Annotated in this window: 14 protein-coding genes; 2 read left to right on the top strand and 12 right to left on the bottom strand. The window is 72.1% G+C overall.

Annotated elements, in window-relative coordinates; all coding sequences use genetic code 11:
• Nucleotides 1–9: 9 nt before the first annotated feature.
• The 10 genes from OG329_RS04530 to OG329_RS04485 all read right to left on the bottom strand — a co-directional run bounded on the left by OG329_RS04530 (nt 10) and on the right by OG329_RS04485 (nt 9,255).
• Complete coding sequence (locus OG329_RS04530) at nt 10–1,011, bottom strand: proline racemase family protein (protein WP_405793014.1); 1,002 nt, start codon at nt 1,009–1,011, stop codon at nt 10–12.
• Nucleotides 1,011–1,949, bottom strand: coding sequence for a dihydrodipicolinate synthase family protein (locus tag OG329_RS04525; RefSeq protein ID WP_405793013.1), 939 nt, complete (start codon nt 1,947–1,949; stop codon nt 1,011–1,013). Before OG329_RS04525 ends, OG329_RS04530 begins: the two co-directional genes overlap by 1 nt.
• Entirely contained in the window at nt 1,946–3,469 is a 1,524-nt protein-coding gene (locus OG329_RS04520; RefSeq protein ID WP_405793012.1) for an FAD-dependent oxidoreductase, read from the bottom strand. Before OG329_RS04520 ends, OG329_RS04525 begins: the two co-directional genes overlap by 4 nt.
• The gene (locus OG329_RS04515; RefSeq protein ID WP_405793011.1) at nt 3,466–3,789 is read right to left on the bottom strand and encodes a (2Fe-2S)-binding protein; all 324 of its coding nucleotides are present in this window, start codon (nt 3,787–3,789) and stop codon (nt 3,466–3,468) included. Before OG329_RS04515 ends, OG329_RS04520 begins: the two co-directional genes overlap by 4 nt.
• The gene (locus OG329_RS04510; RefSeq protein ID WP_405793010.1) at nt 3,786–5,003 is read right to left on the bottom strand and encodes an NAD(P)/FAD-dependent oxidoreductase; all 1,218 of its coding nucleotides are present in this window, start codon (nt 5,001–5,003) and stop codon (nt 3,786–3,788) included. Before OG329_RS04510 ends, OG329_RS04515 begins: the two co-directional genes overlap by 4 nt.
• Before the next feature lie 83 nt (nt 5,004–5,086).
• The gene (locus OG329_RS04505; RefSeq protein ID WP_405793009.1) at nt 5,087–5,680 is read right to left on the bottom strand and encodes a helix-turn-helix domain-containing protein; all 594 of its coding nucleotides are present in this window, start codon (nt 5,678–5,680) and stop codon (nt 5,087–5,089) included.
• Nucleotides 5,681–5,801: 121 nt separating this feature from the next.
• Entirely contained in the window at nt 5,802–6,674 is an 873-nt protein-coding gene (locus OG329_RS04500; protein ID WP_405793008.1) for a hypothetical protein, read from the bottom strand.
• Complete coding sequence (locus OG329_RS04495; protein ID WP_405793007.1) at nt 6,674–6,895, bottom strand: hypothetical protein; 222 nt, start codon at nt 6,893–6,895, stop codon at nt 6,674–6,676. The genes OG329_RS04500 and OG329_RS04495 overlap by 1 nt, the downstream gene beginning before the upstream one ends.
• Before the next feature lie 229 nt (nt 6,896–7,124).
• Nucleotides 7,125–8,378 (bottom strand): DUF1266 domain-containing protein, encoded by a 1,254-nt coding sequence (locus OG329_RS04490; RefSeq protein ID WP_405793006.1) that lies wholly within the window; start codon nt 8,376–8,378, stop codon nt 7,125–7,127.
• A gap of 136 nt (nt 8,379–8,514) precedes the next feature.
• Nucleotides 8,515–9,255, bottom strand: a complete 741-nt coding sequence (locus OG329_RS04485; RefSeq protein WP_405793005.1) for a class I SAM-dependent DNA methyltransferase — start codon at nt 9,253–9,255, stop codon at nt 8,515–8,517.
• Between the two features lie 138 nt (nt 9,256–9,393).
• Here OG329_RS04485 and OG329_RS04480 point away from each other — a divergent pair, with 138 nt between their 5' ends.
• Together OG329_RS04480 and OG329_RS04475 are read left to right on the top strand one after the other, a co-directional pair.
• Nucleotides 9,394–10,053: a TMEM175 family protein gene (locus OG329_RS04480; RefSeq protein ID WP_405793004.1), complete on the top strand. Its 660-nt coding sequence runs from the start codon at nt 9,394–9,396 to the stop codon at nt 10,051–10,053.
• Nucleotides 10,054–10,098: 45 nt separating this feature from the next.
• Nucleotides 10,099–10,365: a hypothetical protein gene (locus OG329_RS04475; RefSeq protein WP_405793003.1), complete on the top strand. Its 267-nt coding sequence runs from the start codon at nt 10,099–10,101 to the stop codon at nt 10,363–10,365.
• Nucleotides 10,366–10,933: 568 nt separating this feature from the next.
• On the opposite strand, the gene OG329_RS04470 is transcribed toward OG329_RS04475, so the two are convergent.
• Nucleotides 10,934–11,929 (bottom strand): acetylxylan esterase, encoded by a 996-nt coding sequence (locus tag OG329_RS04470; protein ID WP_405793002.1) that lies wholly within the window; start codon nt 11,927–11,929, stop codon nt 10,934–10,936.
• Nucleotides 11,930–11,960: 31 nt separating this feature from the next.
• The gene (locus OG329_RS04465) at nt 11,961–14,075 is read right to left on the bottom strand and encodes a glycogen debranching N-terminal domain-containing protein (RefSeq protein WP_405793001.1); all 2,115 of its coding nucleotides are present in this window, start codon (nt 14,073–14,075) and stop codon (nt 11,961–11,963) included.
• Nucleotides 14,076–14,196: the final 121 nt, after the last annotated feature.

Genomic DNA, 14,196 nt, shown 5'->3' with positions numbered 1-14,196 from the left:
GAACAGGGCTCACAGGACGAAGCCGTTCGGGAACGGATCCGCCGGATCCAGCAGGTAGTTGGCGGTTCCGGTGATCCACGCGCGGCCCGCGAACTCCGGCACCACGGCGGGCACTCCCGCGACCTCGCTCGTGCCCACCAGCCGCCCCGTGAAGCGGGTGCCGATGAACGACTCGTTCACGAACTCCGTGTCCAGTGACAGTTCGCCCCGGGCATGGAGCTGTGCCATACGGGCGCAGGTACCGGTGCCGCAGGGGGAGCGGTCGAACCAGCCGGGCCGGATGGCCATGGCGTTGCGCGAGTGCCGGGCGTCCGAGCCGGGCGCGAGGAACTGCACATGCTTGCAGCCGCGGATCGCCGGGTCGGCCGGATGCACCGGCGGGTTCCGCGCGTCGATCGCCTCCGTGATCGCGAGACCGGCCGCGAGGATGTCGTCCTTGCGCGCCCGGTCGTAGGGCAGCCCGAGGGACGCCAGATCCACGATGGCGTAGAAGTTGCCCCCGTACGCCATGTCGTACCGGACCTCGCCCAGTCCCGGCACCGTCACCTTCGCGTCGAGTTCCAGCGCGAAGGCGTCGACATTGCGCAGCGTGACCTTCTCGGCGGCGCCGTCGCGCACCGTCACGCGGGCCTCGACCAGGCCGGCCGGGGTGTCGAGCCGTACGACGGTCTCGGGCTCGGTCACCGTGACCATCCCCGTCTCCACCAGCACCGTCGCCACCCCGATCGTCCCGTGCCCGCACATCGGCAGGAAGCCGCTGACCTCGATGTAAAGGACGCCCCAGTCCGCGTCCTGACGGGTCGGCGGTTGCAGGATCGCCCCGCTCATCGCCGGATGCCCGCGGGGCTCGTCCATCAGGAACCGGCGCAAGGGGTCCAGGTGTCGCATCGCGTAGCGGCGGCGCTCGGCCATCGTGGCGCCGGGGACGGGCGCCACACCCCCGGTGACCACGCGCGTCGGCATGCCCTCCGTATGGGAGTCGACCGCGCTGATCGTGCGTACGCTGCGCATCAGTCCTGCCGCCCTTCCGTGGCGAGAAAGTCGATCGCCTGCCGCATGTCGGCGGTGATCTGCTCCCGGTGGGCGGGGATCAGCGGGCCGCGAGGCGGGCGGCAGGGGCCGCCGTAACGGCCGACCATCTCCATGCCCAGCTTGATGGCCTGGACGAATTCGGTACGCGAGTCCCACCGGAACGCGGCGACCAGCGGCCGGTACAGGGCACGGGCCTCTTCCAGTTGTCCCTCCGTGGCGAGTCGGAACAGCCGGGCGGACTCGGCGGGAAAGACGTTGGGGAAGCCGGCGAACCACCCGGTGGCCCCCATCAGCAGGCTCTCGAGCGCCACGTCGTCGGCGCCGCTGATCACGTCGATCCCGGGGGCCCGCTCCTTGATCTCCAGCACGCGCCGTACGTCGCCGGAGAATTCCTTGACCGCCAGGACGTTGTCGATCTGGGCGATCTCCGCGAGGAGTTGGGGCGTCAGGTCGACCTTGGTGTCCACGGGGTTGTTGTAGACCATGACCGGCAGGCCGACCGCCGCCACGGCCTCGAAGTGCGCCACCACCTCCGCCGGGTTGGCCCGGTACATCGTCGGCGGCAGACACAGCACCCCGTCGGCGCCGTCCTCGGCCGCGGCCCGCGCCCAGCGCACGGCCTGGTGCGAACCCGGCCCGTGCACGCCGACGACGACCTTTCCGCGACCGCGTACCGCCTCGACGGCCGTACGGGCGACGGTGCGGCGTTCGTCGTCGGTCAGCGACGAGTACTCGCCCAGCGATCCGTTGGGGCCGACACCGTCGCAGCCGTTGTCGACGAGCCAGCGGCAGTGCTCGGCGTACGCGTCGTAGTCGACGGCCAGGCCCGCCGGGGCGGTCGGGTCCTGCCGGTAGGGCAGCGCGGTGGCGACGACGACACCGGTCAGGGGGTTGGGCTCGTTGCTGGTGGGGTTCATGAAGTGCTCTCCTGTGCGGGGGAGTTGGGGAAGGCGGGTGGTGGCTCGGGCGGGCGGGCCAGCTCGCCGAGCGTGATCGGCTCGGCGACGGGCCGGTGACGGTGGCCGGCGCTCGGTTCGGCGCTCGGTTCGGCGCTCACGTCGGCGGTGCGGCGCAGTTCGGCGACCGTGGGCCCGCAGATACGGGCCTGGCAGGGGCCGAGACCGGCCCGCGTCGCCAGCTTCGCCACCGCCGGTTCCGTACGGGTGGGGTCGACGGCCGATCGGCACACCGCCGCGTACGTCGTCTCCTCGCAGCGGCAGATGACCGTGTCGGGACGCAGCCAGCCGGGCCAGGCCCGGCCGATGGGATGGGCGACGGCCAGCGTGGCGGCGAACGCCCTGCCCCGGTCGCGAGCGCGGCGCAGCGTGGCCAGGGCGCGTGAGTCCGGGGCGCCGCCCGCCGCGAGCCAGCCGGCCACGGCGCCCTCGGCGCGCGCGGCGGGGGCACCGGCGATACCGGTGACCTCGCCCGCCGCGTACACGCCGGGCCGGCTCGTGCGCTGGTCGTCGTCCACGGCGACGAAGGCTTCGGCGGGCGAACCGTCCGGCCCCGGGCGCAGGGCGCATCCGGCCGCGACCGGCAGCTCCAGTCGCGGGGTGAACCCGTGACCGACGCACACGGCGTCCACCGCGATGACGCGTTCACTGCCGGGCACCACCGACCAGTCCGCCCGCACGCGGGCGCTGACGATCTCCTCGACCCGGCCGTCCCCGCGCGCCTCGACGACTGCCCTGCCGAACCGGTACGGGACCCGGTGGCGTCCCAACTCGGTTGTGTACGAAAGGAGTTCGCCGGACTTGCCGACCTGCGCCGCCAGTTCCCAGGGGCGTCGCAGCCAGCCCCGGGCCACCGCCCCCGGCCTGCCCGCCTCCAGCACCGCGAGCACCCGCGACCCGGCCTCCAGCAGTGACGTCGCCACCGGCAGGAGGAACGGCCCCGTGCCCGCGACCACCACCCGGTCCCCGACGACCAGACGCTCTCCCTTGGCCAGCGCCTGGGCGGCGCCCGCGGTGTAGACACCGGGCAGGTCCCAGCCCGGGAACGGGAGCACCCGGTCATGGGCCCCCACGGCGAGCACCAGGGCGTCGGGCTCCAGCACATGGCGGCGCCGGGGGCTACCGCTCGGCGTACCGCTCAGGACGTGCACCAGCGGCGGCCTGTCCGTGGCGGGGGCACTGCCGGGGTCACGGTCGCGATCACGGCGCTCCAGCGCCCACACGGAACTCTCCGCCCACCAGGAGCAGCGCGGGTGCCCGAGCACCCGCCGGGCCCGGCGGTCGAAGGAGCGGTAGCCGTGCTGAAGGGCTCCGGGGTCGGCCGCCTCGTACGCCTCGGGCAGCATGCGGTGGTACTGGCCGCCGGGCCGTTCGGCCGTGTCGATCAACGTCACGTGCGCGCCCGCCGCGAGCGCCGCGTCGGCGGCGGCGAGTCCGGCGGGTCCGGCCCCCACGACGACGACATGACGCCGACCGGTCACCGGTCCTGCCGCCCGTCGTACGAGGCCCGCGACTGCGTCGTCACCGCGTCGCCGTCCCGGGCGCGGCGGCGGCACGCCCGTACGTCGCGCTCGTCGTTCACCGTCACCAGGCAGTCGAAGCAGACACCGATCCCGCAGAACACACCGCGCGGCGCCCCCGAAGGAGCCTGCCGCCAGGAAGTACGGCCCGCGGCCAGCAGCACCCCGGCGAGGGTCTGGCCCGCGACGCCGGTGTACGGATCACCGTCCACCGTGATGGTGAGCGGCCGGTCCCGGCGGCCGGCCGGGTCGGACCCCATGGGTACGAGACGTGGGCTCATGGCCCCTCCTTGGTCACGGTGGGGGTGCCGGTGCCGGTGCCGGTGCCGAGCACCGCCGGCCGGTCCACCCGGAACGGGCCCGCGTCGATCGCCGTCCGACTGTCCGTCAGCAGCTCGCGCAGCAGCCGCGCGGTGCCGACGGACAGCCCGATCCCCGCGCCCTCGTGGCCGGTCGCGTGCCACAGACCCGTCAGCCGTGGGTCGGCGCCGATGACCGGCAGATGGTCGGGGACGTACGGGCGGAAGCCCCCGTACGCCCGCATGACGTGCACGCCCGCCAGCGAGGGAAAGAGCTTGAGCGCCTTGGCGGCGATCGCGGACAGCACCTCGGGGCGCAGGCGGTCGTCGAAGCCGACGCGCCGCCGGGACGAACCGAGAAGGACGCTGCCCGCCCGGGTGGACTCGACCACGGCCGAGGTCTGAAGATCTCCCGCGCCGCTGCCCACCGCGCCCACGTAGTCGGCGTCGTACACCTTGTGGAAGACCGTGGGCGGCAGGGGAGCGGTGACCAGGACCTCACCACGGCGCGGGCGGATGTCCAGCGGGACGCCGAGCCGCCGGGCGACCTCGGCGGACCACGGCCCGGCGGCGTTGACGAACACGTCGGCCGCCACCGGCCCGTCCACCGTGCGCACGGCCGTGAGCCGGCCGCCGCGCGTGACGGCGCCGAGTACTTCGTGGCCGGTACGCAACCGGGCCCCGGCCCGCAGAGCGTCGGCGAGCAGGGCGGTGGCCGCGCCGGCCGGCTGCACCTGCGCGTCGTCGGGGTAGTGGACGGCGGCGGTGCGGCGCTCGGTGAGGAAGGGTTCGGCGGTGGTCAGGGCGTCGTCGTCCATGACCTCGGCCCGTACCCCGGCCGCGCGCTGGGCCGCCGCGAAGGGGAGCAGCGCCTCGGCACCCTCTGCGGTGGTGGCGACGACGATGCCGCCCTTGGGGTCCCACTCGACCGGGTCCGCGTCCTGCGGCGAGGCCGTCCGCCCGGCGACGGCGGCCAGCACCTCGGGCCACAACCGGCGGGACAACTGGGCGAGTTCCAGCTCCGGGCCGGGGCCCTTGTCGGAGACCAGGATGTTTCCCTCGCCGTGCGAGGTGGTCGCGGCGGCGGCCCCGGCACGGTCCAGTACGAGCACGTCGAAACCGGCGACCGCGAGTTCACGGGCACAGGCGGCACCGATGATCCCGGCGCCGATGATGACGACTCGTGTTCGGTTCACCAGACCTCCGCGTTCTGCATAGCGAACGACAGTGAGGCTAGGGCGAGGCGCAGGAGGTGTCAACGACACCTCCTGCGCCGTTGTCAGTGAGGCGTGCCCGACGCCTCGGGCGGGGCGCCGCTCCCCGACCGGTAGTGCAGGAGCAGCACGGAGCGCACCGGCCCGTCGGGTGCCGCGTAGCGGTGCGGCAGGGAGGCGTCGAACGACACGTAGTCGCCCGGTCCCAGCTCCGCCTGGTGCCCGTCCACCTCGACCGTGAGCGTGCCGCTCTGCACCACGGTGTGCTCGGTGCCGGCGTGCCCCAGCGACGGCTGCTGCGCGTCGGCGCGTACCTGCTGGTCGTACACCTCCATGATGACCCCGCCCGCCTCGATCCGCCGGAGCGGGCGCAGGTCCACGCCCTCGCCGCTCAGCACGTCCACTTCGGCGGCGCGCACCACGGTCATCGCCTCCGCGTGGGCGGTGTCCAGCAGGTCGGAGATGGGCACGCCCAGGGCGCGGGAGAGGCTGAAGACCGTCTCGATGGTCGGATTGCCGGTGGCCGACTCCAACTGCGACAGGGTCGCCTTGCCGATCTTGGAGAGCCGCGACAGCTCGGACAGCGACAGGCCGCGCTGCTTCCTCTCCCGGCGGAGATTGGCGGCCAGCGTGCTTCGGACCGGACTGCTGGGGGACATCGGGCGGGCTCCTTCGACCGTCAGGTCAGGTCTGTTCGCTTCAGTGGGTGGTGGGGAGGCGGAGTGCGTTCGATATTACGAACGATCCTTGGTGAGGGCATCGTATCGGTGGCGCCTGGGATCAGCGAAGGGCGAAGCTCAGCTCCTCGCCCGCGAGGATTCTGTCCAGTTGCGGGCCGGCCAGATACCGGCGATCTCCGTTCGACATGTCCCAGGACGGGTCTTCCGGCTCCTTTGGGACGGTGATTCCGAAGTCCGGGTCCGCCAGCCGTTGTGCCAGCGCGAGGGGGACCGCGTCGGGCAGCCACTCGGCGTACGTCAGCGGCGCCTGCGCGTTACAGCTCCTCCATGCGGTGACCCAGCGAAACGCCCCGTCGTTCGCGAACAGCGCCGCCCGCCTCAGCAACTGGCTTCCCACCGCCGCCGATTCGGGCCTGTCCACCTCGAAGGTCCGGCGCGACCACCGGGGGTTCATCGCGAGCCAGCCCACACCTCTCGCCTCGATCCACCTCCCCGTGAGCGCGTCCGCCTGACGCAGCCGTGGACGTGGATACGGCGGGTGTGCGCGGGCGGTGCGGGGCGACCGCACCCGTACGACGACACGCGCCCCCGGAGCCGTACGCTCGTCCACCAGCTCGTACCGGTCCCCGAGCGGCAAGTCCCCCACGATGAGGCCCACCCCGCCGAGACACTGGGTGAATCCGTGGGAGTGGACCACCAGTTCCAGCCCGGTCGCGGTGGGCCGCACCTTCTCGATCCCCAGCGACGAGGCGTAGTCACGGAAGTAGAGGGCGGGCATCCAGGTTCTCGGAGCCGTGCCCGAAGCGCTCGCGAGGGCGACCATGATCCGCGACTCCAGCAACCGCTGGTGGGTGTCCGCCGCTTCGGGCAGCGGGGTCCGGCAGGCGCGCAGCGCCTCGTACGCCTCCTGGTAGCTCTCACCCGTGTACGCCGTGCGCCGCCGGGCCAATTCCTTGTGCGTCGTGTGCGGCATCAAGAGGCCGCCTCGTCGTGACCGTCGCCACCGCTGCGGATCTCGCGGCTCCACGCGCGTACTTCGCGCAGCAGTGTGTGGAAGTGCTCGTACCGCGTGGGACGGAACACCGCGGTCACGCCGAAGAGCAGAAGCAGCAGCGACGTACCCAGCAGCGGCAGATGGACGAGCACCGAGTTCAGCGCTCGCGAACCCCGAAGTACCGGAAGAATTGGCCACATGACTCAACCTGTTCTCACCAACCCGGCTTGGCGATCACTGGTCTGGAGTCGGGAACCGACCGTGCGCCGTCGTGGAATCCAGGGGGCCCGAGACCCTTCGGCCGTCTCCTCGGGAAGTTCCGGGCTCCCGAACGGCCTGGCTTCTGTGTCGCCAGGATTCGGACGCTAGCACGGACCGGCACGGCGCGGTAAGCCAATCCCGGAAAGGCAAGGGGCTCGGTGTGCGGAGTCACTTCGCGTCGAACGGGACCGTGAGCCACGGGCTGTCCGGTGTCGTCGTCAGCGCCCGGTGGGCGTCGAGCACCGTCGTGTACCAACTGCCGAACTCCTCCTCGTCGAAGTGCAGACACCGCCCCAGCACATAGCCGGCGGAGAACTCCTCCCACGAGCCGTACACCGCCCGCGCCGCCTCCGACGCGCGTTCGAGTGACGCGTGCAGCTCCGCCTCGGTGGCGTACCGGGCGCCCCGCCCCCAGCGGGCCATCTTGGAGCCGCGGCCGATGTCCCACGCGGCGATCGACCGGACGACTCCGTCGGGCGGCAGGAGACCGTCGGCGCGGAAGCGTGACTCGTAGCGCAGCACCTTGCCCACCAGAGCGCGCAGATGGGCCACGAAATCAGCGAACTCGGCGTCGTCGGTGGTCGTTCCGGTGCGCGCCGCCTGCTCGCGCAACGTGTCCTTCACGCAGTCCCGCCACTGCCCGGGGTCGACGCGCGAGCCCTGCCCGTCGCTCAGCGCCGTACGCGCGCCGAGGACGAAGTCCCAGTACCACGGGCTGACTTCACGCTCCAGCAGCCGCACCTCGATCGCGAGCCAGTCCTCGCGGTCGTGGACGTCCCACCATTCCCCCAGGCGCTCCCGCTCGCCCTGGTGACCCATGCCGTGCCAGTACGTGGTGTTCCACGCGTCGCCGTTGGTGAAGCACAGGTGCGCGCCGCAGGCCAGACCGTGCAGCAGCGGTCCGGTCGGCATGACGCCGGTGCGCCGGGTCACCACCCGGTTCATCAACTCGTCGGAGGAGAACAGCTCGTGATGCAGATCCACCCAGGCGTCACGCTCCTCGTCGTCGACGGGGAAGATCTGCTCGCAGGGTGTGGCCGGGTTGACCGCGAGGAAGTCCACGTCGGCGGGGAGTCTCTGGGCGAGTTCGCCCAGGGTCGCGTACTCGTACACGAGCTGCGGGTGCGGCCGGGGCAGCAGGCCCCCCGTGAAGACCGTCGCCACTGTGTGGCCGTCGGGGGTGTCGGTGGTCAGCATCGGATACGTGTCCTCGCCGGCCGCCGCCGACTCCTCGATCCTGACCGGGTAGTAGGCGCCCTCGATGACGACGGCACGCAGATACGCGTATGTGTCGCCGGTCCTGGTCAGCTTGTACAGATGCTGCTCCAGATCGGCGGGTGCCTGCCAGCGGCTGCCGTCCTGCGGGGTGGGGACGAAGGGGAAGAACTCGTCGTGGACCTCGTCCTCGGCCGCCGTGTGCATGGAACGCCCTCCGTACCGTACTGATTCCGGCCCGACTGAGGCCGACATGATCGTATGTGTACGGTACTGGCGATCAGCCTTCACCTCTTCGCCGCCTCCCTCAACTCTCGCTGGGTGAAGGCTCGATGACGGGCCGTCAGGTAGTCGGCTTCTCCCAGACCGAGACATGCCGTTCGCTGTCGCCGGTGAAGGGCTCGCGCTTCCAGCCCGCCCACCGGTCGCGCAGCCGCATGCCGGCGAGCTGGGCCATCAGATCGAGTTCCGCCGGCCAGACGTACCGGAACGGCACCGTCCAGTACGAGCCGCGCCCGTCGACCACCTCGACGTAGTTGGAGCTCATCTCCTGCGTCGCGACGTCGTAGATGTCGAACGACCAGCGTGTGGCGCTCGTATGGAACGGCATCACGTCCTGACCGGGCGGGAGCTTGCGCAGCTCGGGCAGCATGGTCTCGATCACGAAGCAGCCGCCGGGGGCGAGATGGTCGGCGACATTGCGGAAGCAGGCCACTTGGGCCGCCTGAGTCGTGAGATTCATGATCGTGTTGAAGACGAGGTACGCGACGGAGAACGTCCCGTCCACCCTTGTCGTCGCGAAGTCCCCGATCGTCACGTCGATCGCGTCGCCGCCGGGCTTGTCACGCATACGGGCGACCATCGCCCGTGACAGATCGATGCCGTGGACGGGGACGCCGCGCTCCGCGAGGGGGAGCGCGACCCGGCCCGTACCGATGCCGAGTTCCAGGGCGCGGCCGTCGCCGGCGAGCTCCGACAGGAGATCGGCCATCGGAGCCAGGGTGTCCGGATGGAACTCCCGTGCCGACGGATTGTCGTATGTGGCCGCGACGCGCTCGCCGAAGTAGCCGTCCTCATCATCCATGGGCCAGACCGTAGGGCAAGGGGCGCTCGGGGCGCCCGTGATTTTCCGCGTGGAACCGGCGGCCGGATATGCTCGGCCTGAAGTGACGAAAGCCTCATGGGAGGCCAATTCGCACTCCATCATCGAATCAGGAGACGGATGCTCCGTTCACGACCCCTCGGACCGACCATGACGCCGGAACGGCTGCTGGCCTTCGGCGACGCCGTGTTCGCGATTGCCATCACCCTCCTGGCACTGGGGATCGACGTGCCGACCGGTCTTCCAGAGGCGCGGCTGAGCGACGCGCTGCGGGACGTGGTGCCGGATGTCGGCGCGTACCTGCTGAGCTTCGCCGTCATCGGAATGCACTGGGTGATCCAGCACGGCCTGTTCGCGCTGGTCGGCCGCCTCGACCGCGGGCTGCTGTATCTGTACTTCGCGCTGCTCGCCCTCATCGCCGCACTGCCCTTTCCCACCCGGCTCGTCAGCGAGTACGGCGACACCGCTCTCGCCACCTCCGTGTACGGCGGTGTGATCGCCCTCGTGTCGGTGCTGACATCGGGGATGGCGCTGCGCCTTCTGCGCCGTCCGGAGCTGCGCGGGACCGGCGTACCGGCCGCGCGTATCCGCCGGTCGGTGTTCCAAGGGGGCGTGGTCGCCGCCGTGTTCGCCACGTCGGTGCCGATGACTCTGGTGTCGCCCGTCGCCGCGAAGTACTGGTGGCTCCTCGTCGTACCCCTGCGCTTCCTCGGCGGCCGGGACACGGACCCGGACGCACCCGAGGCCACCACCACGGACCCGGCGCGGGTCCCTCGGTGATCCACCGGGACCCGGTTGTCAGTGGTGGCTGCGATGCTGGCGTTCATGGACGAACTGAAGCGGCGCCGGGTGTACGGCGCCGACCACGACGACCCGGACCCCGGGCCCCGGACCGGCCACAGCTATCGGGAGCTGTGCGCGGGTCCGCTGGACGGGCTGCTCCTGGACGTGACCGGCTGGACGGACCAGCAGCTCGCCGAGGGCGCGGAGTTGCCCACGGAGATAGGCGCGTACGGACCCGGCGGGCGCACTCTGTACGGGCCGCGCGCCGGGGACGCGCGGCGCTGGGACTGGCGGGGCGACTCGCGCTGACGCGCGCCGAGCCGCAGTGCGCCTCGGATGTCCGGGCCGGCGGTGCGTGACACGTCCGGCTCGCACGTCCAGGTCGACCACGGGACTCGGCCAGTACGCAGAAAGTCTCCATCGAGGCGTGGCCCCGGCGCACACCCACGGCGCAGGTGGTGGCAGCGACCGGCGGCGCCGGCCACCACCAGGTGGCGAGCGCCGGATACAGCACCGACCGGGCGACGAGCCGGCAGGGCCGCGTCGTACCCCTGGCGTGCGCTGCGCAACTCCGCGCGGACGTCGTCGGAGGTCAGCAGCCACAGCCGTGGCCAGGCCGCGCGCCGAGGTCCGGGCCGTACGTGGTGAGGACCCGCACGTCCGTCGCGCGGACGCGGTCGCCGCGTGACAGCGGGCTCGCCTTACTCCGGCGGCCCGGCCGATGCCTCGGGCGCCGCCCGCGCCCCGCACGCGGCGGTCCGGGCACAGCGCGAACGGACCCCCGATACGCCGACCTTGTGGGGCGCGCACGTGCATTACGGCGCGTGATGCCGTGGTGTCGGTGGCCCTCCCGCGGAGTGGGGTCGGCGGTTCGGACTCAATCGCCGGACGGGCCCGATGAGGCCGGCCCCGGCAACTCCCGCAGGAAGCGCAGTTGTTCCAGGTCCTGGAAGTGGCCGCCGCCCTCGTGGCGGTTCCACGGCCAGACCCGGATGTCCTTCGGGCCCGACCAGTGGTTGTATGCCGCGAACACCGTGGACGGCGGGCAGATGTCGTCCATCAGCGCCGCCGAGAACAGCGCCGGGGCGCTCGCGCGGGCCGCGAAGTTGACCCCGTCGAAGTAGGACAGCGTCCTGAACACCCGCTCCGCCGACTCCCGGTGGGTGCGCAGATACGTCCAGATCTCGCGGTACGCGTTGCCCTCCACCACCTGAAGCGCCCGCCGGTAGTGGCACAGCGACGGCTGGTTGACCAGCGCGGCGCTCACGTCGTCGCTCAGCGCGGACGCCGCCAGCGCGATGCCGCCGCCCTGGCTGCCGCCGGCGATCACGATCCGTGCCGGGTCGACCGACGGGTGGGCGCGCGCTGCGTCCACGGCCCGGACCGCGTCGGTGAAGACCCGGCGGTAGTAGTAGTGCGCCGGGTCCTCGATGCCCCGGGTGACCATGCCCGGCGACGACGCGCCGCCGCTGCCGTGCGGGTCGCCCGTCGCGCCCGGCTGGAGCGAGCCGCCCTGGCCGCGCGTGTCCATCAGCAGGTGCGCGTATCCGGCCGAGGGCCAGGTCAGCCACTCGTACGGGAAGCCCCGCCCACCGCCGTAACCGAGGAAGCCCACCACACACGGCAGCGGTCCGGTGGCGGAGGCCGGGACCAGCAGCCAGCCGGCCACCGGGTCGCCGCCGAAGCCCGGGAAGCTCACGTCGAAGACGTTCACCTCGGTCAGACAGGCGTCGTACGGCGTGAAGACCGGCGGGCGGTCGTGGCCGCGCGCCTCGGCGAGCGTGTCGGCCCAGAAGGCGTCGAAGTCCGACGGTTCCTCCCGGTCGGGCAGGTAGGAGCGCAGCTCCTCCAGCGGCAGATCCATCAGCGGCATGGCAGCGATTCCCTTGTCGGCAGTGGGCGGTTCAGGCGCGGTCGGCGCCGTGCACGGTGAGCGTGTCCGGTGCCTCCACCCGGATCCCGCCCGTCGCGTCGAGCCGTACGGCCAAGGGCGCGCCCGCCACCCGCAGTCCGGTCAGCTCCAGCGGGCCGATGCCCTCGGCGGCGCGCGGCGAGAAGCGCAGCGCTCCGGCCGGTACGTCGGCCTCCAGGCCGAGCGCGGCCTGGAGCAGGACGACGGCGGACGCCGCCGACCAGGCCTGCGGGCGGCACGACGCCGGATACGGGGCGGGCACGCTGTCGGTGGCCGAGCCATGACCGGCGAACAGCTCGGGCAGCCGCCCCTCGAACGTCGCGGACGCCGCGACCAGACCGCCGGCCAGCGATGCCGCCTCCACCGGGAAGCCCGCGCGGACCAGGCCGTGCACGGCGATGGCGGTGTCATGCGGCCAGATCGACCCGATGTGATAACCGAACGGGTTGAAACCGGTCGAATCGGTGCTCAACGTACGCAGCCCGAAGCCGGAGTTCAGCTCGGGTCCCGCCAGCCGGGCGGCGAGCAGCGCGCTCTCCTCCTCGTCCAGCAGCCCGGTGCCCAGCAGATGCCCGAAGCCCGAAGTGACCGAGTCCACCGGGCGCTTGGCGGCGTCGAGCGCGACCGCCGGGTAACGGCCCGTCTCGTCCTGAACCCAGAAGCTCTCCCGGAAGCGGCGCTTGAGCCGGTCCGCCCACTTCTCCCAGCGCTCCGCGCCGGGCCGCCCGAAGGCGCGCAGCAGCGCGGCGCCGCCCATCGCCGCCTCGTAGCCGTACGCCTGGACCTCGCACAGCGCGATGGGGGCATCGGCGAGCGTGCCGTCGCGCCAGCGGATGGCGTCGCCGGAGTCCTTCCAGCCCTGGTTGGCGAGCCCGTGGCCCGATACGTCGATGTACTCGAGCAGACCGTCGCCGTCCGCGTCGCCGTAGGTCGCCAGCCACTCGAGCGCGGCCTCGGCGTGCGGCAGCAGGTCCCGTACCTGCTCGGGGTCGAGGCCCCAGCGCCAGGCGTCGTGCAGCAGGATCACCCACAGCGGGGTGGCGTCCACCGTGCCGTAGTAGACCGGCGGCAAAGACGGGCCCTCGTTGAGCTTCAACCCCTCGCGGCGTACCTCGTGCAGGATCTTGCCCGGCTGCTCGTCGCTGCGGGCGTCCGTCGTGGTGCCCTGGCGGCGGGCGAGCGTACGCAGCGTGCCGGCCGCCAGTTCGGTGCCGAGCGGGAGCAGCATCCGCGCCGCCCACAGCGAGTCACGGCCGAACAGGGTCAGGAACCACGGGGATCCGGCGGCCAGGAACTGGTCCTCGGGGTGCTCCGGGTCGGCCAGCAGCAGCCGCTCCAGATCGCCGACCGACCGGGCGTAGAGCTGATCCATGCGGTGGTCGGCGCTGCGCAGCTCGGTGGGCGACCACGGCACCGCGTCGCGGGCGACGGCCGGGAAACGCAGGGGTTCGTCGTCGGCGACGGCGCACTGAAGGGTCGTACGCCACGATTCGCGCGCCGCCAGGGCCACTTCGAACCGCAGCTCGCCCGCGCCCGCGTCGATACGGGGCGAGCCCGACGAGGCGCGCAGCCGGACTCCGACCCCGTCCCGGCGCCAGAGCAGCGCGTCGCCCTCGATGCCCGCGGGCAGCGCGGGCGACGTCCGGCCGGACTTGACGTCGATCATGCTCGCCAGGTCGGTGCCCGCGCCGACGACGACCTCCACCCGTATCGCCTTGACGCCCGCGTTCGCGATCTCCAACTCCTCGCGCAGCACGCCCGGTTCGACCGAGCGCACGCGGTGCAGGGTGACGGCCGGGTCGGCGGTGTGCTCGCCGACGCCGCGCAGCACGGCGCGAAAGGCCGTCCGGTCGGCGGTGGCGAGGGTGTTGCTGACGGGCAGGACGGGCACGCCCTCGACCCGGACCGAGAGTCTTGAGAGCAGCCGGCGGTCACCGTGGAAGAACCCGTCGGCCCCGCCGGCGATGTCACCGGCCGGCCGGGAGAGCACCAGGCTGGGCGCGTAGAGCGTGGTGCAGACGTCGTGCAGAAAGGGCTGAAGACCCTCGGTGACGACGTCCGCGGGCGGCTGATGACCGGTGGGGTTTCCCTGGACGACCGTGTTCACTGTGTGGCGCCTCTCATGATTTGGATCGATCAAAATTCACCTTAACCCTTGCCAAGCAGCCATGGGGAAGAGTTTTATCGATCCATTGCAGATGCGGCGCCGCATTTCGAGCGGTCTGCCG

Source organism: Streptomyces sp. NBC_01506, from assembly GCF_045040295.1.
Lineage (GTDB): Bacteria > Actinomycetota > Actinomycetes > Streptomycetales > Streptomycetaceae > Streptomyces.
The sequence above is the reverse complement of the archived record's forward strand: the minus strand, read 5'-3'. Positions and strand labels throughout refer to the sequence as shown.